The organism is Streptomyces sp. NPDC001544, assembly GCF_042894285.1.
Classification (GTDB): Bacteria; Actinomycetota; Actinomycetes; order Streptomycetales; family Streptomycetaceae; genus Streptomyces.
Map to the genome: position 1 here is coordinate 47,108 of NZ_JBIAVN010000005.1, position 17,179 is coordinate 64,286.

The following is a 17,179-nucleotide window of genomic DNA, read 5'->3' on the forward strand; positions in this document are numbered from 1 at the left end:
GGGGGGGGGGGTGGGGGTGGTGGGCCGCGGGGGCCGCCGGGGCGGGGGGGGGGGGCCGGGGGGGGGGGGGGGGGGCGCCGGGCGGGGGGGGGGGGGGGGGGGGGGGGGGGCCCCCCCCCCCCCCCCACCACCAGCCGACCTCGGGGCGGTCCGAGTCCGGGGCAGTCCGGTCCCTCCGATTCCGGTTCCGTCCGGCCGGGGCCAAATCCGTCCGGTACCCGGCATCCCGTCCGTCGCCACGCCGCGTCCGGCCCGCTCCGGGACGAGGGAAACCGTCCGGCCCCGGAACACCGCGCCGCACCGCATGGTGGTCGCCGCGGAGGCCGGCCCGGGGGTCCGAGGAGACAATGGGCCCTATGGCCGACAACAAGACGGCGGCGCTGCCGCGCAAGACGTACGAGAGTGAACTGCTGCGCCTGCAGACGGAGTTGGTCAAACTCCAGGAGTGGGTGCGAGCGGCGGGCGCCCGGTTGGTGATCGTCTTCGAGGGACGGGACGCGGCCGGCAAGGGCGGCACGATCAAGCGGGTCACCGAGCACCTCAACCCCCGTGGGGCCCGCATCGCCGCGCTGCCGAAACCGACCGAGCGGGAGCGCACCCAGTGGTACTTCCAGCGGTACGTCGAACAGCTGCCCGCCGCCGGGGAGATCGTGCTGTTCGACCGGTCCTGGTACAACCGGGCCGGTGTGGAGCACGTCATGGGGTTCTGCACCAAGGAAGAACACCAGCTGTTCCTGCGCCAGTGCCCGATCTTCGAGCGGATGCTGGTCGAGGACGGCATCCTGCTGCGCAAGTACTGGTTCTCGGTGAGCGACGCGGCGCAGCAGGAGCGCTTCCGGCGCCGGCTCGAGGATCCGCTGCGGCGCTGGAAGCTGTCGCCGATGGACCTGGAGTCGATCACCCACTGGGAGGCGTACTCGCGGGCCAAGGACGAGATGATGGTGCACACCGACATCGCCGAGGCCCCCTGGTACGTCGTCGAGAGCGACGACAAGCGACGGGCCAGACTGAACATGATCGCCCATCTGCTGGCGTCCGTCCCCTACCAGGAGGTGCCGCCGCCGGTGCTGGAGCTGCCCGACCGGCCGCGGTCCACCGGGTACCAGCGTCCGCCGCGCGATCTGCAGACCTACGTCCCCGATCACACGGCGAACCTCTGAGCCGGCCTTCCGACGAGCAACCGCGTCCTGGTCAGTCGTGCGGGACGACCGCGACCGGCGCCGTGGCGTGGTGCAGGACGGCGTGGGTGACGGGGCCGATGTGCGGGCCGAGGGGAGCACGGCGGGTGCGACGTCCCACGACGACCAGGGAGGCGTGGTGCGAGGCGTCGACCAGCCGCACCGAGGCGCTTCCCTCCGCGGTGACCTCCACGACCTCGACGGACGGGTACTTCTGCCGCCAGGGGCGCAGCGCGGCCGTCACCTGTGCGGAGAGCTCCTCCTGGAACGCCGGGTCCACGGCCAGCCCGTAGGCGTAGTACGGCGGCATGGTCCACGCGTGCACGGCCCGCAGGACGGTCCCGCGCCGGGCGGCCTCCTCGAAGGCGAAGGCGAGCACCGTGTCGTCCGGGGCGTCGATGTCCACACCGAGGACGACCGGCCGGTACCGGGTGGCGGTGGACGCAATGCCCACGGGGTCCGTCTCGTGCTCGTCGGCGGCCTGTTCCCCGGCCCGCACCAGCACCACGGGCCGCCCGGCGTGTGCGACGACCGACTGGCCGACGGAGCCGACCAGGAATCCGCCGACGCCGCTCAGCCCGCGGGAGCCGAGCACCAGCAGCTCGGCGTCCTCGGCGGCCGCCACCAGCGCCTCGCCGGGTTCACCACCGCGCTGCTCGGTGACGACCTCCACACCGGGATGGCGCAGCCGCAGGCCCTCGGCCGTGTCACGCGCGATCCTGTCCCAGCCATCGGCCGGGGGGATCCCCGTCTCGTTCCGCTCCATCCGTACCGGCATGGGCTCCCATACGTGCACCAGCCGCAGCGGCAGCCCGCACAGCCGCGCCTCGCGGGCCGCCCACTCGGCGGCGGTGCGGCTTTCCGGGGAGCCGTCGAGGCCCACGGTGACGGTGCGGGACATGGCGTCCACCTCCTGTTGTCGGACCCTGTCGACCGGATCACCCCCAGCTTTCCGGCCGGGGCGGCCGACGGGCAGGGTCCTCCGGGTCCCTGTGCGGGCCCGACCGGCCCTACACCGGACACGGCACCGCAATCCGGCCGCATGTGGTCAGCCGGGCACGCCACACGGTCGTGTTCGCCCACGGGGCGAACGCGTTCAGACCACCGCACGCCATGACGCGACAAGCGACGGCGCCGGTGGGGCGAATGCGCTGGGATGTCCGCAGCATCACGAGCGACCTGGCGGGTGGACATGAACGCTTTCGTGGACGGGCCGGCACGCCCGGCGGACCCCGCGGCCCTGGTCCAGTGCCGCTGCGGGGCCCCGTTGCCCCAGGGCGGTCCGTCGGCCGCCGAGGAACGGTTCCGCGGGTTGCTGGAGGCGGCGCCGGACGCCATGGTCATCGTCGACGACACCGGCATCATCAGGCTGGTCAACGCCCAGACCGAGGCACTGTTCGGCTACCGGCGCGAGGAACTGCTCGGCCGGCCCGTGGAGTTGCTGGTGCCGCACCGCTTCCGGGCCCACCACACCCGCCACCGTGACGGATACGCGGCCAACCGGCAGGTCCGGCCCATGGGCGCCGGACTGGAGCTGCACGGGCTGCGCAAGAACGGCAGCGAGTTCCCCGTCGAGATCAGCCTCAGCCCGATGGAGACCGCGGACGGTCTGCTGGTGTCGGCGGCCGTGCGCGACGTCAGCGACCGCAAGGCGGCCGAGGCCCGCATCAACGAACTCGCCGCACTCGTGGAGTCGTCCCAGGACGCCATCCTCGCCAAGACCCTCGACGGGTTCATCACCTACTGGAACGCCGCTGCCGCGCGCCTGTACGGCTACACGGCCGAGGAGGCGATGGGCCGGCACGTGTCGCTGCTCGCCCCGGCGGAACTGCATGACGACATCTGCGCGTTGCTGCAGCGGCTGCGGCACGGGGAGAAGGTCGAGCACTTCGAGACGCTGCGGGTGACCAAGAGCGGGGCGCTGCTGGACGTCGACGTCACGCTGTGGCCGACCCGCGACACCCGCGGCAAGGTAGTCGGCGCCTGCGCGATCGTCCGCGACATCAGCGACCGCAAGCGCACCGAGGCCGAACTCACCGCCCTGCTGGAACAGCAGCGGCACATCGCCCTCACCCTGCAGCGCAGCCTGATGGGGACGCCTCCCGCCCTGCCCGGCCTGGACACCGCCAGCCGCTACCGGCCCGCCACCCAGGGCGCCGGGGTCGGTGGCGACTGGTTCGACCTCATACCGCTGGGCGCCGGACGGGTGGGTGTGCTCATCGGCGACGTGATGGGCCGCGGGCTGGAGGCGGCCGCCGTGATGGGGCAGCTGCGCTCGGCCGCGCACGCGCTCGCCAAGACCGGCATGCAGCCCCGTCAGCTGATGCAGGCCCTGGACACCGTCGTCACCGACCTGGACGTCCCCGACCAGCTGGTCACCTGCTGCTACCTGATCATCGCCCCGGACGCCGGTACCGTGACGGTCTGTTCCGCCGGGCATCTGCCGACCCTCGTCGTCGGCCCCTGGGACGGCGTCCGCGCGCTTCCCACACCGGTGAACGCCCCGCTGGGCGTCGGCGGCGTCCTCTACGAGCAGTCCTGCACGGACATGGCGCCCGGTGCCACGCTCGTGCTGTACACCGACGGCCTGATCGAGACGCCCGGCAGCGACATCGAGGCCCGGCTCGGTGAACTCACCACCGTCCTCGACACGTTCTTCCCGCAGGCGAAGGGGCTGGAGGCGGCCGCCGACCACGTGCTCGCCGAGCTGCTGCCCGACGCCGACGGCCACAACGACGACGTGACGCTCCTCCTGGCCCAGCTCCCGGCCGCACCGCTGGCCGCGGTCACCACCGAGCTTCCCGCGACCCCCTCCTCCGTCCCGGACGGCCGTGCCTTCCTCCGCCGGACCCTGGCGTCGTGGGAGTGCGCCGCAGCGGCCGACGACGCCCTTCTGCTGCTGTCCGAGACCCTCACCAACGCGGTGCAGCACGCCCAGGGTCCCCTCGGACTGCGCCTGTGCCGCACCGCCACCGACCTCACCGTGGAGGTCAGCGACCGCAGCCCGCACCTCCCCCAGCCCCGCCTCGCGGCCGAGGACGAGGAGTCCGGCCGGGGCCTGTTCCTGGTCCGCACCCTCGCCGAGAGCTGGGGGGTGCGGCCGACGGACGAGGGCAAGACGACCTGGTTCACGTTGAAGCTGTAGGTACCGGGTGCGGCCCGGGTGCCGGACGGTTGCACACGCAGACGCGTTCGAACTTGCGACGACAAGCGCCCTGCATGCCGAGTTCGTCGTAGAGCTTCTCCAGGCCGTACATGTCGGCCATGTACCGCCCCAGTTCCAGCACGGGCGGCGGAGCTGTACGCCGGGGGGAGCCCCTCATGCCTCCGAGGGAGCGGCCGCCTCCGTCAGGGGCGCGTGCCACAGCAGCCTGGTCCCCCCGTCTACGGGGCAGGTGAACTCCATGTCGCCGCCCAGCTTCCGCGCCCGGTCCCGCATGTTGGCCAGGCCGCTGCGGCGGCCCTCCGGCGGGATGCCGACGCCGTTGTCGGTGACCGTGAGGCGGACTTCCTTCCCGTCGGTCTCCAGGGCCACCTCGGCTCGGTCCGCTCGGGCGTGCCGGGCGATGTTGGTGAGGGATTCGGAGAGGACGGCCACGACGTGGTCGGCGGTCTCCCGCGGTACGTGGGTGTCGAGCAGGCCCTCCATCCGGAGGCTCGGCGCGAAGCCCAGCACCTGCGCGGCCTCGCCCGCGATCCGCACCGCACGGGCGCGCAGTCCGATCGCCTCGTCGTCAATGGTGCGCAGCCCGAAGATCGTCGACCTGATGATCTTGATGGTCTCGTCCAGGTCGTCCACCGCCCGCCGCACCCGCTCGGAAGCCTGGGCGTGCTGGATGAAACGTCCGGCGCTCTGCAGGGTCATGCCGGTGGCGAACAGCCGCTGGATGGCCAGGTCGTGCAGGTCCCGGGCGATCCGGTCCCGGTCCTCCAGCAGGGCGATCTGCTGGGCGTCCTGGCGGCGCTCCGCGAGCTCCATGGCGACGGCGGCCTGCCCCGCGAACACCTGCAGCGGCTCGGTCTGCTCGTCGGAGAACTCGTTCGCCCCCGTCTCCCTGGCCAGCAGGACCACGCCCCGGACCCGCTCGCCCGAGCCGATGGGCACCGCCACGGCCGGCCCCAGACCGGCGAACCGCGGCGGCCCCGCCGAGACCCGGTCGTCATGGGCGACGTCCGCACTGATCACCGGCGCGCCCACGGCGAAGGCCCGGCCGGTGAGCGTGCCCTGCACGGGCAGCACCAGGCCGCGGTGCGCGTCCGCCTCCCGGCCGATGGCCAGTTCCACGGCGAGGGTGTCGGTGTCCTTCATGGGAATCGCGACGGCGGCCAGCGCGGCACCGGTGATCTGCCGCGCCCGTTCGGCGATCAGGCCCAGCACCTCGCGCTGCCCGGCGCCGGACATCAGGCTGCGGGTGATCTCGGCGTTCGCCTGCAGCCAGCGCTCACGCAGCCGGGACTCCTCGTACAGCCGGGCGTTGTCGATCGCCACACCGGCCGCCACGGCCAGCGTCGACAGCACCGACTCGTCGTCCTCGTCGAACTGCAGGCCACCGCGCTTCTCGGTCAGGTACAGGTTGCCGAAGACCTGGTCGCGCACCCGGATGGGGACACCGAGGAAGGTGTTCATCGGCGGGTGGTGCGGGGGGAAGCCGTAGGAGGAGGCGTGCTCCGAGAGCTTCGCGAGCCGCAGCGGCTCGGGATGGCGGATCAGCTCGCCGAGGATGCCGTGGCCCTCCGGGAAGGGACCGATACGGGCGATCTCCTCCTCACCGACCCCGGCCGTGATGAACGCCGACAGTCTCCTGCCGTCCGGTCCGATCACGCCCAGCGCCGCGTACTCGGCGTCGACCAGGGCGGCCGCCGCCTCCACGATGCTGCGCAGCGCCTGCTCCAGGTCGAGCTCCCGGCCGACCGAGAGGACCGCCTCCAGCAGGCTGTGCACCCGGTCCCGGGTACCGCGGGCCGCGTCCAGGCGGGCCTGCAGCTCCTCCAGCAGCTCGTCCAGCCGCAGCTGGGGCAGCCGTAGCCGGGCCTCGTGAGCTCCTTCGGCGCCTACCACCGCTGTCCTCCCAGCCCTGCGCGATACCGACGCCCGCACCGCTCCTCAGCCAGGGTAGCGGCCTCGGCAGGAGGGACGATACGGGAGGTCCTCGGCACCTCGGAGCGCCCCGCCCAGAACGCGGCCGTTCGGGCGGTGGAGAAGGGCCGACCGGCCCTGTCCCCGCCGGGTGCCCGCACGGACGATGGGCTGGTGCTCCAGAACGCCGGTTTTCACGTGCTCGACAGACAGGCGTGCCTGCGCCTGCCGGCCAAGGTGCCGGTCGGCCGTGTCGTCTACACCAAGCAGGCGCTTCCCGCGGTGCTGCCGGTCGGCTTCCGCCTCGAGGCGGACTCCTCCGTACTGCTGCGGACCTCGGCCGGCTCCGCCCTGGTGCGTGCCGTGGACGGCGCGGTGGTCGCCTTCGAGGTGGACGAGTTCGACGCGGTGGCCCACTCCGGCTGGAGCGTGGTGGTGACCGGCCGCGCCACGGTGGTGACCGATCCCGTGGAGCACGCACGACTGGCACGGAGCGCCCCCGACTCCTGGATGCCCGTCCACGACGGCGTGTTCGTGCGCATCGAGGCCGGGATGGTCACCGGGCGCGAGCTGACGAGGGCATGAGGAGTGAGTCCCGGAATCAGCGTCCTTGGGCGCGCAGCCGGTCCTGGGCCTGGGTGGCGATGACGGCGGCCTGGATGCGGCGCTCGACACCGAGCTTGGCGAGCAGCCGGGAGATGTGGTTCTTGACCGTCTTCTCGGCGAGGTACAGCCGCCGGCCGATCTGACGGTTGGTGAGCCCCTCCCCGATGAGGGCCAGGATCTCCCTCTCCCGCTCGGTCAGACCGGGCAGCGCGTCCGGCACCTCCTCCTGCTGCGAGCCGCCCCGCAGCCTGGCCATGAGCTTGGTGGCGGCGCTCGGGTCCAGCAGCGACTGGCCACGGGCCACCGTGCGCACCGCCGAGACCAGGTCCGAGCCCTGGATCTGCTTCAGGACGTACCCCGAGGCGCCCGCCATGATCGAGTCGAGCAGTGCCTCCTCGTCGTCGAACGAGGTGAGCATCAGGCAGGCCAGCTCCGGGAGCCGCGAGCGCAGTTCCCGGCACACGGTCACGCCGTCGCCGTCCGGCAGACGGACGTCCAGGACCGCCACGTCGGGGCGCAGGGCGGGGACGCGCACCAGGGCCTGCTCGACGGTGGCGGCCTCCCCGACCACCGTGAGGTCCGGTTCGTCGTTCAGCAGGTCGTGCACCCCGCGCCGGACCACCTCGTGATCGTCGAGGAGGAAGACCCGGATCGGGGTGTCGGGCCCGGCCTGCTCGCGCTCCGCCATCCGTCGCTCCTCGTGATGTGTTCGGTTCCTTCTCAGTGATACTTCCCCGTCGCGGGGACCGATGGCCAGGGCCGGTCGGCCCTGTTTCGCCCGGCCGGCCCCGGGCCGTTCAGCCGTTCCACGTCCAGTCCGCCACCTCGGGCATGTCCATGCCGTGCTCACGGATCCAGATGTGGTGGCGCTGCCGGGCGTCCTCCATGCGCTGGCGCACGGCCGCCGCCCGCACCGCGAGGCCGGGGACGCGGTCGATGACGTCCATCACCAGGCGGTAGCGGTCCAGGTCGTTGCGGACCACCATGTCGAACGGTGTGGTCGTGGTGCCGATCTCCTTGTAGCCGCGCACATGCAGGTTGGGGTGGCCGCGACGCCGGTAGGCCAGGCGGTGGATCAGCCACGGGTAGCCGTGGTACGCGAAGATCACCGGCTTGTCGGGGGTGAACAGCCCGTCGTACTCGAAGTCGCTCATCCCGTGCGGATGTTCCTCGCTCGGCAGCAGCCGGGCGATGTCGACCACGTTCACCACCCGTACGGCCAGCTCCGGCAGATGCCGGCGCAGCAACTGGGCGGCGGCCAGCACCTCCTGGGTGGGGACGTCGCCCGCGCAGGCCAGCACCACATCCGGGTCCCGGGAGCCCTCCTCGGTGCCGGCCCAGTCCCAGATGCCGGCGCCGCGCGCGCAGTGGACCCTGGCCTCGTCCATCGACAGCCAGTCGAAGCAGGGCTGCTTGCCGGCCACGACGACGTTGACGTAGTCACGGCTGCGCAGCACGTGGTCGGCCACCGACAGCAGGGTGTTGGCGTCCGGCGGCAGGTAGACCCGCACCGCCTCCGGGCTCTTGTTCAGGATGTGGTCGACGAAACCGGGGTCCTGGTGGGAGAAACCGTTGTGGTCCTGGCGCCACACGTGCGAGGTGAGCAGGTAGTTGAGCGAGGCGATGGGGGCGCGCCAGGGCAGCCGGCGGGTGGTGCGCAGCCATTTGACGTGCTGGTTGACCATGGAGTCGACGATGTGGACGAAGGCCTCGTAGCAGGAGAACAGTCCGTGCCGGCCAGTGAGGAGGTAGCCCTCCAGCCAGCCCTGGCAGGTGTGTTCGGAGAGGATCTCCATCACACGGCCGTGCGGGTCGAGATGTTCGTCCACCGGCAGCGTGCCGGCCTGCCAGGCCTTGCCGCTGGCCGCGTAGACGGCCTGCAGGCGGTTGGAGGCGGTCTCGTCCGGGCCGACCAGTCGGAAGTCGCGCCGGTCGGCGGTGGCCGCCATGACGTCCTGGAGCATGTCGCCGAGGACTCGGGTGGGTTCGTGCAGGGTCACGCCGGGCTTGTCGACGGCGACGGCGTAACGCTCCAGGGGCGGCAGGGGCAGTTCGCGCAGCAGCAGTCCGCCGTTGGCGCGCGGGGTGGCGCCCAGTCGGCGGGGGCCCGACGGAACACAGGCGAGGACGCCGGGACGCGGGGCGCCGTGCTCGTCGAACAGTTCCTCAGGGCGGTACGAGCGCAGCCACCGCTCCAGCTGCCGCAGGTGCTCGGGGTTGTCCCGTACGGCGGCCAGCGGCACCTGGTGGGAGCGCCAGGTGCCCTCCACGGGCAGGCCGTCGACCTCGGCCGGGCCGGTCCAGCCCTTCGGGGTGCGCAGCACGATCACGGGCCAGCGGGGCCGGTCCGTGGCGCCGTCCTCGCGGGCGGCGCGCTGGAGGGCGGCGATGCGGTCGACCGCGGTGTCCATGGCCTCGGCCATCGCGCGGTGGACGGCCGCCGGGTCGTCGCCGGTGACGTGGATCGGGTCGTGGCCGTAACCCTTCAGGAGGTCGTCGAGCTCGGACTCCGGCAGCCGGGACAGCACCGTCGGGTTGGCGATCTTGTAGCCGTTGAGGTGCAGGACCGGCAGCACGGCGCCGTCGTGCACCGGGTCGAGGAACTTGTTGGAGTGCCAGGAGGCGGCCAGCGGCCCGGTCTCCGCCTCCCCGTCGCCGATCACGCAGGTGACCAGCAGATCCGGGTTGTCGAAGGCGGCGCCGTAGGCGTGCGAGAGGGCGTAGCCGAGCTCGCCCCCTTCGTGGATCGAGCCCGGGGTCTGAGGGGCGACGTGGCTGGGTACCCCGCCGGGGAAGGAGAACTGCCGGAACAGCCGGGCCATGCCCGCCGCGTCCCGGGTGACGTCCGGGTAGGTCTCGGTGTACGACCCCTCCAGCCAGGAGTTGGCCAGGACGGCCGGGCCGCCGTGGCCGGGGCCCCAGATGCACAGGGCGTCGATGTCGCGGGCCTTGATGACGCGGTTGAGGTGGGTGTGCACCAGGTTGAGGCCGGGCGAGGTGCCCCAGTGGCCGAGCAGGCGCGGCTTGACGTGCTCCGGGCGCAGCGGTTCGGTCAGCAGGGGGTTGGCCATGAGGTAGATCTGGCCCACGGAGAGGTAGTTCGCGGCGCGCCAGTGGGCGTCCAGGACGGCGAGCTCCTCGTCGGTGAGCCCGGCGGACGCCTGCTGCGTGTCGACGGACATCGGGGTTCCTTCCGGGTCGGACGGCGGTCGGGGCGTGACATGTGCCGGTTCGGGCACGGCTCTCACCCTGCGGCGGGCCACCGGGTACCCGACAGGGCCGTTCGACCCCAGGTGCCGGGCCGAGCCGTCCGTACGAGCCGGGTCTCAGGGCCCGAGGTCCACCCCGTACAGCGTCTGCCCGCCGACGAGCTCGCGCCCGGTGACCAGCTCCGGGTGGATGCGCAGGAACACCTCCCGCGGGGACGGCGCCCAGGAGCGCGGGCCGGTCCGGGTCAGGCGCCGCCGTTCCGCCGGGTCGGTGACGACCGTGGCCCGGCCGGTGACGACCACACTCCATCCGGCACGTCTGGCGGCGTCGACCTCGTCCGCCTCGAAGGCGACCACCGCGCCGTCGACCGCGCGCACCAGCTCCGAGGCCTCCGAGGTGCACAGCAGCACCGCGCCGTCGGTGTCCAGGCAGAAGTTGACCGGAAGCACCGCGGGCAGGGCGCGTCGCGTGTGGACGATACGGCCCACCGGGACCTTCCTCAGCAGACGGAGGCACTCCTGCCGGTCGAGCTCACGAAAACCGTCATTGGGATACATGGCCAGTCCGTCTTTCACCTGGTGCGGCGGTATCGCTCCATCGTCGGCCGTGGGGTGGCCGCCGGGTGAGGGCCCTTCGGTCCCCGGCACCTGGAGAGCGGCCCTCCTGCGCGGCCCACCTCGAGTAGGGCCGGACGGCCCCGCGATGCCCTCTGGTCGGCCCAAGCCGGCCCGCACCCGGACCTGGCAGCGTGCTGCACAGGGGCGAAGAGGCCGAGGAGGTGCAGACCCATGACAGCACGGGCCGGGAGGACGACGAGTCCGTTGTGGCGGTGGCGCGGCAATCCGCTGCGCCGGCACGACGACGTGCTCGAGGCGTGGATCGTGCTGGCGGTCTGGCTGATCGTCGCGATCGGCGGCGCGATCGTGGGCGTGGTGACCGCGCGGACCGTCGGCGACGGATTCGCCCGTGAGCGCGCCGAGCGCCGGCCGGTACGCGCCGTGCTGCTCGTGGACGTGCCGCAGACGGCCGGGGACCACGTGGTCACCGACGGTGACCGGGTCATGGCGAAGGTCCGCTGGACCGTCCCCGACGGCTCCTCCCGTAGTAGCCGGACCTGGGTGCGGCCCGGTCAGAGCGCCGGAGCCCAGCTCACGGTGTGGACGGACGCACGGGGGCGGCCGACCGTCCAGCCGCGCACCGGGACGCAGGCCGCGGTCGAGGCGGGCGTCTACGGCGGCGCGGCGGCCCTGGCCCTCGCGGGTGTCACGGTCGGCGCCGGGGCCGGGGCACGGTACTGGCTCGACCGGCGACGCATCGACGCCTGGGGCAGGGAGTGGGAGCTGGTCGGTCCCCGGTGGAGCCACCGGACCCGCTGATGTGAGCAGGAGCGGATGCACGGACCGGGATGCCGAAGCACGATGGAAGTGATGGCGGGGGGGGCGGGCCCGCTCTTCACGCTGGAAGTGATTCCATGGCACAGCAGTCCGTGACCACAGGACGTACGGCCTCTCAGGTCGGGTTCGCCGGCGTGCTCCTCGGCTTCGCCCCGTGGATCGTGTTCGGGGTGCTCGCCGGGCCCAGCACCTGGGAGTACGCGGCGCTGGCGGGTCTGCTCGCCGCGCTCGTGCTGTCCGGTCAGGACCTCCGCCGGCGCCGGTACATGCTCCTCGACATGGCCGGCATCCTGTTCTTCGCGGTGATCAGCGTCCTGGCCCTGGTTCTGGGCCGGGACCAGTTGCTCTGGCTGGAGACGTACGCGCAGGTCGTCTCGAGCGGAGTGCTGGCCTGCGTGGCCCTCGGCTCACTGTTCCTCGACCCGTTCACGGCGCAGTACGCCCGGCGGACGACACCGCCCGAAGTGTGGGACTCCCCTGTGTTCCTGCACATCAACAGGGTGCTGACGGCTGCTTGGGGGGCGGCGTTCGCGCTGATCGCGGTGCTGGGCTGGCTGGCGGTACGCGTGCCCTCGGCGAGCGACTGGCTGAACTGGGTACTGCCCGTCGTCCTGCTGGTGTGGGCCGTCGACTTCACCCGGCGCTACCCGGATTCCTACCTGGGACGGCAGTGACGGGGGCGGCGGTTCGCCCCTCAGTGGCCGGTCGTACGGCGTCGTTCCTTCAGTGTGGCCTCGTAGAGGTGGTCCCTGCCGTCGGCCAGTTCCTGACGCGCCTCGGCCTCCAGCTCACCGAACGGCCGGTAGTAGGTGGCGTTGTACGCCTCGACGATCTGGAACGTCCAGTGTCCCGGGATGACGTTACGGCCCAGGATCTCCCGCTGCACCCGGTCCGCCCAGGCGTCGTGACCGGCCGCGCGCAGCAGTCGGACCGCGCGGTCCAGCTCGAAGTCGGCGCTGCCCGTGAGCTGGTGGAAGGAGTACAGGTGGCCGCGGGCACGCTCGGTGGTCTCCAGGGCCTTCGACAGGGATCCCAGGGCCTCCACCGTCTGCTCGGACACGTGTGCGGGCCGCTGGTGGTCCCCGTCGGGACCGTGGTCGTGGACGGTCATGACCGGTCTCCTGGGCAGTCGGTGGGTCAGTGGACGATGGTGAAGCTGCGCCACAGGCCCGTGGAGCGCACCACCATGTCCGACGTCTGTGTGGGCAGGTAGAAGCTCTGCCCGCCCGGCGGCTCGGTGCAGTCGGCCCTCTGGTGAAGGACGATGTCGTTCTCCAGGTGATTGGCGACGTGGGTCACGGCCTCACGGAAACGGTGGCAGCCGCCGACCGGCGGATTGGAGATGGTCTCGACGGTCCTGACCCCGTTGCGCGCGTCGATCGTGCCGAGCGCCTGCTCGTCGCAGGCCGTCAGCGCGACACCGAGCAGTGCGATGCCGGTGAGCACGGCCAGCGACCGTGGAGCGGGCATCTGGCCTCCCGTGCCGGGGTGGGAAGTGGCTGGGGCGTTCCCCGTCGTCTCCCCCCACTATCCGCCGCGTCCGGCGCCCGCGCCTGGCGGGTACGCCCATCGCGGGCACATGGAGAGAGCGCGGTGGAGGATGCCGGGCGATAGTGGGCAGGGCACCGCCGTGCGGCGGCTCGGGAGGTTGGGATGGACCTGGTCCACTTCCGCGTGGTCGTGCCGCCGGCACTCACCGGGCCGGCCGTCGACCTGCTCACCGCGGACGACCGGGTGCTCAACCTCGTCATCGTGAGATCGGCCCCTGTCACGGGCGGCGACGCGATCGACTGCGACGTGCCGAGAGGCACCGCGAACGGGGTGCTGGACGGACTGCGGGCGCTGGGCGTCGACCGTGCCGGTTCGATCGCCGTCGACGGGGTCGGTCTGATGTTCTCCCGGCGGGCGGAGCAGATCGAGGCCGGCCTGCCGAGCGCGCTCGCCCGTGCCCCGCTGTGGGCCACGGTCGAGGCCCGCATCCGCGGGGAGGGCGCGTATCCGCCGTCGTTCTACCTGTTCCTGGTGATCGCCGGGATCATCGGCGCGGTCGGCATCCTGACCAACTCGCAGATCCTCATCGTGGCGGCCATGGTGGTCGGCCCCGAGTACAGCGCGATCACCGGCATCGCGCTGGGCGTCGACCGGCACGACCGCCGCCGGGTCCGAGCGGGGACGCATGCCCTGACTGCGGGTTTCCTGCTGGCCATCGGGTGCACGCTGGGTTTCGCGGCGCTGGTACGGGGGGCGGGGCTGCAGTCCAAGGCCTTCGAGCTGGGTCTGCGGCCCGTCTCCCACCTCATCGACACGCCTGATTTCCTCTCGTTCCTCGTCGCCTTCCTCGCGGGTGTGGTGGGGATCGTCTCGCTCACCGAGGACCGCGGCAGCGCCCTGCTCGGTGTGTTCATCTCGGTGACCACCATTCCCGCCGCCTCGGACATCGCCGTCTCCCTCGCCTTCGCCGACTGGCGCCAGGCGCGGGGCTCGCTGCTCCAGCTCCTGCTCAACGTGGTCGTGCTCGTGGTCGTCGGTGTGTTCACCCTGCGACTGCAGCGACGTCTGTGGCGGCGCGCGACGCGGTACCGCGGCTTACGCTGATCTGGGGGATGCGTTCGGGTGAATCTCACTCCGGAAGGGGACGCCCCGATGGACGACTACCCACTGATCGAGAACCACGGCCTGCTGGGCGATCTGCAGACGGCCGCGCTGGTGACCACCGACGGGGTGGTCGACTGGTTCTGCTCCCCGCGGTTCGACTCGCCCAGTGTGTTCGGGGCGCTTCTGGACAAGGACAGGGGCGGGCACTGCACGGTCCGGCCGGCGCACACCACCTACGCGACCAAACAGCTGTACCTTCCCGACACGGCGGTGCTGGTGACCCGCTTCATGACCGAGGCGGGCGCCGGTGAGGTGCTCGACTTCATGCCCGTGACCGGTGCGACGGTCACCCGGCGCCACGGGCTGGTGCGCCTGGTGCGCTGTGTGCGGGGCAGCATGAGGTTCGACATCGAGATCGCCCCGCGGTTCGACTACGGACGCAAGTCCCACCGGTTGCACATCACCCAGCACGGCGCGGTCTTCGCCGCGGAGGACGGCACGGAACTCACCGTGCACCCGATCCGCGAACCGGAGGACGCGCGGCTGATGGACGTCCTCACCGACCGGGAGGCCGACCTGCACTTCTCCCTGAACCTGCAGGCCGGGCAGCAGCGCGGGATGATGCTGGAACTCGGTGCCGAGGAGCCGCCCAGGGAGATCCGCCGTGCGGAACACGAGGCTCTCTTCGACGCCACCGTCGCGTTCTGGCGCACCTGGCTGAGCCAGTCGCGCTACACGGGGCGCTGGCGCGAGGTGGTCGAGCGCTCCGCGATCACGCTGAAACTGATGACCTTCGCCCCCAGCGGCGCCGTGGTGGCCGCCCCGACGGCGGCGCTCCCGGAGCAACTGGGCGGCGAGCGCAACTGGGACTACCGCTTCACCTGGATCCGGGACGCCGCCTTCTCCGTGTACGCGCTGCTGGGGCTGGGCTTCACCGACGAGGCGCGGGCGTTCATCCTCTGGCTGGGACAGCGGGTGAACGAGCGGGCCGGCAGCGGCGGGGACTCGGGCCCGCTCAACATCATGTACAAGGTCGACGGCTCCTCCGATTTGGACGAGCAGATCCTCGACCACTGGGAGGGCTATGCGCGTTCCGCGCCGGTGCGGATCGGCAACGGCGCCGCCACGCAGCTCCAACTCGACATCTACGGCGAGGCCCTGGACAGCATCTACTTCGCGCACCGGCACGGCTTGCAGCTCGGGCACCGGGGATGGACGAACCTGCTGACGGACCTGGACTGGCTGGCCGACCACTGGGACCAGGCGGAGGAGGGACTGTGGGAGACCCGCGGCGGCCGCCAGGACTTCACGTACGGCCGGGTGATGTCATGGGTGGCGTTCGACCGCGCGCTGCGACTCGCACGGTCGAACGGCTGGCCGGCCGCCGCCGATCGCTGGCACGCCGCGCGGGACGCCGCCTACGAGCAGGTGATGGCCAAGGGGTGGAGCGAGGGACGTCAGGCCTTCGTCCAGCACTACGGCAGTGACGTCCTCGACTCCTCGCTGCTGCGGATGTCGACGGTCGGGTTCCTCACCCCGGACGATCCGATGTGGACGTCGACCCTCGACGCCATGGAACAGGAACTGGTCAGCGACAGCCTGGTCTACCGCTACAACCCCGACGCCTCCCCCGACGGTCTGCGCGGCTCGGAGGGAACCTTCTCGCTGTGCACGTTCATGTACGTCGACGCCCTGGCGCGTGCGGGACGCACCGACCGGGCGAGGCTGGTGTTCGAGAAGATGATGGGGTACGGGAACCATCTGGGCCTGTACTCGGAGGAGATCGACCCGACGGGCCGTCAACTGGGCAATTTCCCGCAGGCCTTCACGCACCTCGCTCTGATCGACTCGGCCATCACCCTGAACGCGGCCCTCGACCGGCGTTAGGGCTTGGCCCTGGCCGGCAGGCTCGTTCAGGAACGGGCGGGTCGTGCGACGCCGAGGCGGACGGCGACCGGTTTCGCCGTCAGCCCGTAGATCAGGACCGTCGCGACGATCACCAGGAAAGTGACGGGAAGGATCTTGTCGGCGCCGCTCAGTCCCGCGGCGGCGAGTGAGCCCGCGAAGGTGGTGGCGGTGGACGCCGCGACGATGCCGCGCGGGGCCATCCAGCCGGTGAAGGCGCGTTCGGCGGGGAGGAGATCCGTCCGCATGCCGGCCAGCAGCGCGGCCAGAGGCCGGGTCACCAGGACGAGCACGGCGACGAGCAGCAGCGTGGGCAGGAGCACCGGCCCGACGGACTTCGGCGTCACCGTGGCCGAGATCGAGACGAAGAGCAGGCCGATGATCAGCTGGATCAGCGTCTCGAAGAACGGCCGTCGCGCGGGCATGCCGAAGCCGGGCAGGTTCGCGACGGTCAGCCCGGTGACGACCGCGGCGATGAGCCCGGTGTCGTCGTACGCCATGTCGCAGCCCGCCGCCACCACGACGACGGTGGCCAGCTGGGCGAGCGTGCCGAGAGTCTCGCCGAGGCGGAGCCGACGGAGCGTGAACCACAGCAGCGCGACGCCGGCCACGCCGCCCAGGAGTCCGACGGCGAGGCCCGCGAAGAAGGCACCGAAACGGAAGTGACCCGTCTGCAGCCCGCCGGAGACGATGGAGTGGAAGACGACGGCGCCGAGGATGCCGCCGACCGGGTCGACCAGGGACCCTTCCCACACCAGGACGCGCCGCACCTTCTGCGACGGCCCGACGTGTTCGAGCAGGGGACCGACGACGGTCGGCCCGGACACCACGAGAATCACGCCGATCATGCTGGCCGTGGCCGCCGGCACGTCGAACAGGGCCGGCCCCAGGACCATGACGGTGCCCCAGGAGAGCAACACCCCGACGACGATGAGCCGCAGTACGACGGTACGCGTGGCGCCCCTGAGATGGCTCATGTCCAGGCCCAGTCCGGCGTCGTACAGGATCAGGGCGACCGACAGCGACACCAGGGCGGAGAAGTCCGGCCCCACGAGCCGCTCGGGGTCGACGACGTCGGTGAGGGCCCCGGCGGTGAATCCGGCGGGCAGCAGCACGATCAGGGAGGGGATCCGCAGCCGGCTCGCGAGGATCTGGGAACCGACGGCGAGGGCCACGGTCAGGCCGAGGCCCAGCAGGATCTCGTCCTCGGACAC

Annotated in this window: 14 protein-coding genes and 1 pseudogene; 7 read left to right on the forward strand and 8 right to left on the reverse strand. The window is 71.9% G+C overall.

Annotated features, from left to right (window positions below; translation table 11 throughout):
• Positions 1–356 precede the first annotated feature (356 nt).
• Entirely contained in the window at positions 357–1,160 is an 804-nt protein-coding gene (gene ppk2, locus ACFY0F_RS15260) for a polyphosphate kinase 2 (protein ID WP_388793310.1), read from the forward strand.
• 31 nt (positions 1,161–1,191) lie between these two features.
• On the opposite strand, the gene ACFY0F_RS15265 is transcribed toward ppk2, so the two are convergent.
• The gene (locus ACFY0F_RS15265; protein ID WP_388793311.1) at positions 1,192–2,079 is read right to left on the reverse strand and encodes a universal stress protein; all 888 of its coding nucleotides are present in this window, start codon (positions 2,077–2,079) and stop codon (positions 1,192–1,194) included.
• 291 nt (positions 2,080–2,370) lie between these two features.
• Between ACFY0F_RS15265 and ACFY0F_RS15270 the strand changes: the two genes are divergently transcribed.
• Positions 2,371–4,323: a PAS domain S-box protein gene (locus tag ACFY0F_RS15270; protein WP_388793313.1), complete on the forward strand. Its 1,953-nt coding sequence runs from the start codon at positions 2,371–2,373 to the stop codon at positions 4,321–4,323.
• Between the two features lie 174 nt (positions 4,324–4,497).
• Here the strand turns inward: ACFY0F_RS15270 and ACFY0F_RS15275 are convergent, their stop codons facing one another.
• On the reverse strand, positions 4,498–6,237 hold the full coding sequence (locus tag ACFY0F_RS15275) for a GAF domain-containing protein (protein ID WP_388793315.1): 1,740 nt from the start codon (positions 6,235–6,237) through the stop codon (positions 4,498–4,500).
• Between the two features lie 192 nt (positions 6,238–6,429).
• On the opposite strand from ACFY0F_RS15275, the gene ACFY0F_RS15280 reads away from it, so the two are divergent.
• A complete protein-coding gene (locus ACFY0F_RS15280; RefSeq protein ID WP_388793317.1) occupies positions 6,430–6,840 on the forward strand; it encodes a pyridoxamine 5'-phosphate oxidase family protein in 411 nt (136 codons plus the stop codon).
• Positions 6,841–6,856: 16 nt separating this feature from the next.
• Here ACFY0F_RS15280 and ACFY0F_RS15285 read toward each other — a convergent pair whose 3' ends face one another.
• From ACFY0F_RS15285 to ACFY0F_RS15295, 3 genes are all read right to left on the reverse strand, one after another.
• Entirely contained in the window at positions 6,857–7,549 is a 693-nt protein-coding gene (locus ACFY0F_RS15285; RefSeq protein WP_388793318.1) for a response regulator, read from the reverse strand.
• 109 nt (positions 7,550–7,658) lie between these two features.
• Entirely contained in the window at positions 7,659–10,043 is a 2,385-nt protein-coding gene (locus ACFY0F_RS15290) for a phosphoketolase (RefSeq protein ID WP_388793320.1), read from the reverse strand.
• Positions 10,044–10,187: 144 nt separating this feature from the next.
• Entirely contained in the window at positions 10,188–10,628 is a 441-nt protein-coding gene (locus tag ACFY0F_RS15295; RefSeq protein ID WP_388793322.1) for a pyridoxamine 5'-phosphate oxidase family protein, read from the reverse strand.
• 231 nt (positions 10,629–10,859) lie between these two features.
• Here ACFY0F_RS15295 and ACFY0F_RS15300 point away from each other — a divergent pair, with 231 nt between their 5' ends.
• Together ACFY0F_RS15300 and ACFY0F_RS15305 are read left to right on the forward strand one after the other, a co-directional pair.
• A complete protein-coding gene (locus ACFY0F_RS15300) occupies positions 10,860–11,447 on the forward strand; it encodes a hypothetical protein (protein ID WP_388793324.1) in 588 nt (195 codons plus the stop codon).
• A 95-nt stretch (positions 11,448–11,542) separates the two neighbouring features.
• Entirely contained in the window at positions 11,543–12,139 is a 597-nt protein-coding gene (locus ACFY0F_RS15305; RefSeq protein ID WP_388793326.1) for a hypothetical protein, read from the forward strand.
• Between the two features lie 20 nt (positions 12,140–12,159).
• Here ACFY0F_RS15305 and ACFY0F_RS15310 read toward each other — a convergent pair whose 3' ends face one another.
• Together ACFY0F_RS15310 and ACFY0F_RS15315 are read right to left on the reverse strand one after the other, a co-directional pair.
• Positions 12,160–12,576 (reverse strand): hypothetical protein, encoded by a 417-nt coding sequence (locus tag ACFY0F_RS15310; protein WP_388793327.1) that lies wholly within the window; start codon positions 12,574–12,576, stop codon positions 12,160–12,162.
• Between the two features lie 26 nt (positions 12,577–12,602).
• Positions 12,603–12,935 carry a hypothetical protein gene (locus ACFY0F_RS15315; RefSeq protein ID WP_388793329.1) on the reverse strand — a complete coding sequence of 111 codons (333 nt, stop codon included), beginning with the start codon at positions 12,933–12,935 and terminating at the stop codon, positions 12,603–12,605.
• 183 nt (positions 12,936–13,118) lie between these two features.
• Here ACFY0F_RS15315 and ACFY0F_RS15320 point away from each other — a divergent pair, with 183 nt between their 5' ends.
• Both ACFY0F_RS15320 and ACFY0F_RS15325 read left to right on the forward strand, forming a co-directional pair.
• Positions 13,119–14,060 (forward strand): DUF389 domain-containing protein, encoded by a 942-nt coding sequence (locus ACFY0F_RS15320; RefSeq protein ID WP_388793331.1) that lies wholly within the window; start codon positions 13,119–13,121, stop codon positions 14,058–14,060.
• A gap of 48 nt (positions 14,061–14,108) precedes the next feature.
• Positions 14,109–15,947, forward strand: a complete 1,839-nt coding sequence (locus ACFY0F_RS15325) for a glycoside hydrolase family 15 protein (RefSeq protein ID WP_388793333.1) — start codon at positions 14,109–14,111, stop codon at positions 15,945–15,947.
• Between the two features lie 29 nt (positions 15,948–15,976).
• On the opposite strand, the pseudogene ACFY0F_RS15330 reads toward ACFY0F_RS15325, so the two are convergent.
• Positions 15,977–17,179 (reverse strand): annotated as a pseudogene (locus ACFY0F_RS15330) (cation:proton antiporter); the annotation flags it as partial.

Bases quoted from the DNA above. Each gene is read 5' to 3' on its own strand.
- ppk2 (WP_388793310.1), top strand. From the start codon at position 357: ATGGCCGACAACAAGACGGCGGCGCTGCCGCGCAAGACGTACGAGAGT.
- ACFY0F_RS15265 (WP_388793311.1), bottom strand. From the start codon at position 2,079: ATGTCCCGCACCGTCACCGTGGGCCTCGACGGCTCCCCGGAAAGCCGC.
- ACFY0F_RS15270 (WP_388793313.1), top strand. From the start codon at position 2,371: ATGAACGCTTTCGTGGACGGGCCGGCACGCCCGGCGGACCCCGCGGCC.
- ACFY0F_RS15285 (WP_388793318.1), bottom strand. From the start codon at position 7,549: ATGGCGGAGCGCGAGCAGGCCGGGCCCGACACCCCGATCCGGGTCTTC.
- ACFY0F_RS15290 (WP_388793320.1), bottom strand. From the start codon at position 10,043: ATGTCCGTCGACACGCAGCAGGCGTCCGCCGGGCTCACCGACGAGGAG.
- ACFY0F_RS15295 (WP_388793322.1), bottom strand. From the start codon at position 10,628: ATGTATCCCAATGACGGTTTTCGTGAGCTCGACCGGCAGGAGTGCCTC.
- ACFY0F_RS15300 (WP_388793324.1), top strand. From the start codon at position 10,860: ATGACAGCACGGGCCGGGAGGACGACGAGTCCGTTGTGGCGGTGGCGC.
- ACFY0F_RS15305 (WP_388793326.1), top strand. From the start codon at position 11,543: ATGGCACAGCAGTCCGTGACCACAGGACGTACGGCCTCTCAGGTCGGG.
- ACFY0F_RS15310 (WP_388793327.1), bottom strand. From the start codon at position 12,576: ATGACCGTCCACGACCACGGTCCCGACGGGGACCACCAGCGGCCCGCA.
- ACFY0F_RS15315 (WP_388793329.1), bottom strand. From the start codon at position 12,935: ATGCCCGCTCCACGGTCGCTGGCCGTGCTCACCGGCATCGCACTGCTC.
- ACFY0F_RS15320 (WP_388793331.1), top strand. From the start codon at position 13,119: ATGGACCTGGTCCACTTCCGCGTGGTCGTGCCGCCGGCACTCACCGGG.
- ACFY0F_RS15325 (WP_388793333.1), top strand. From the start codon at position 14,109: ATGGACGACTACCCACTGATCGAGAACCACGGCCTGCTGGGCGATCTG.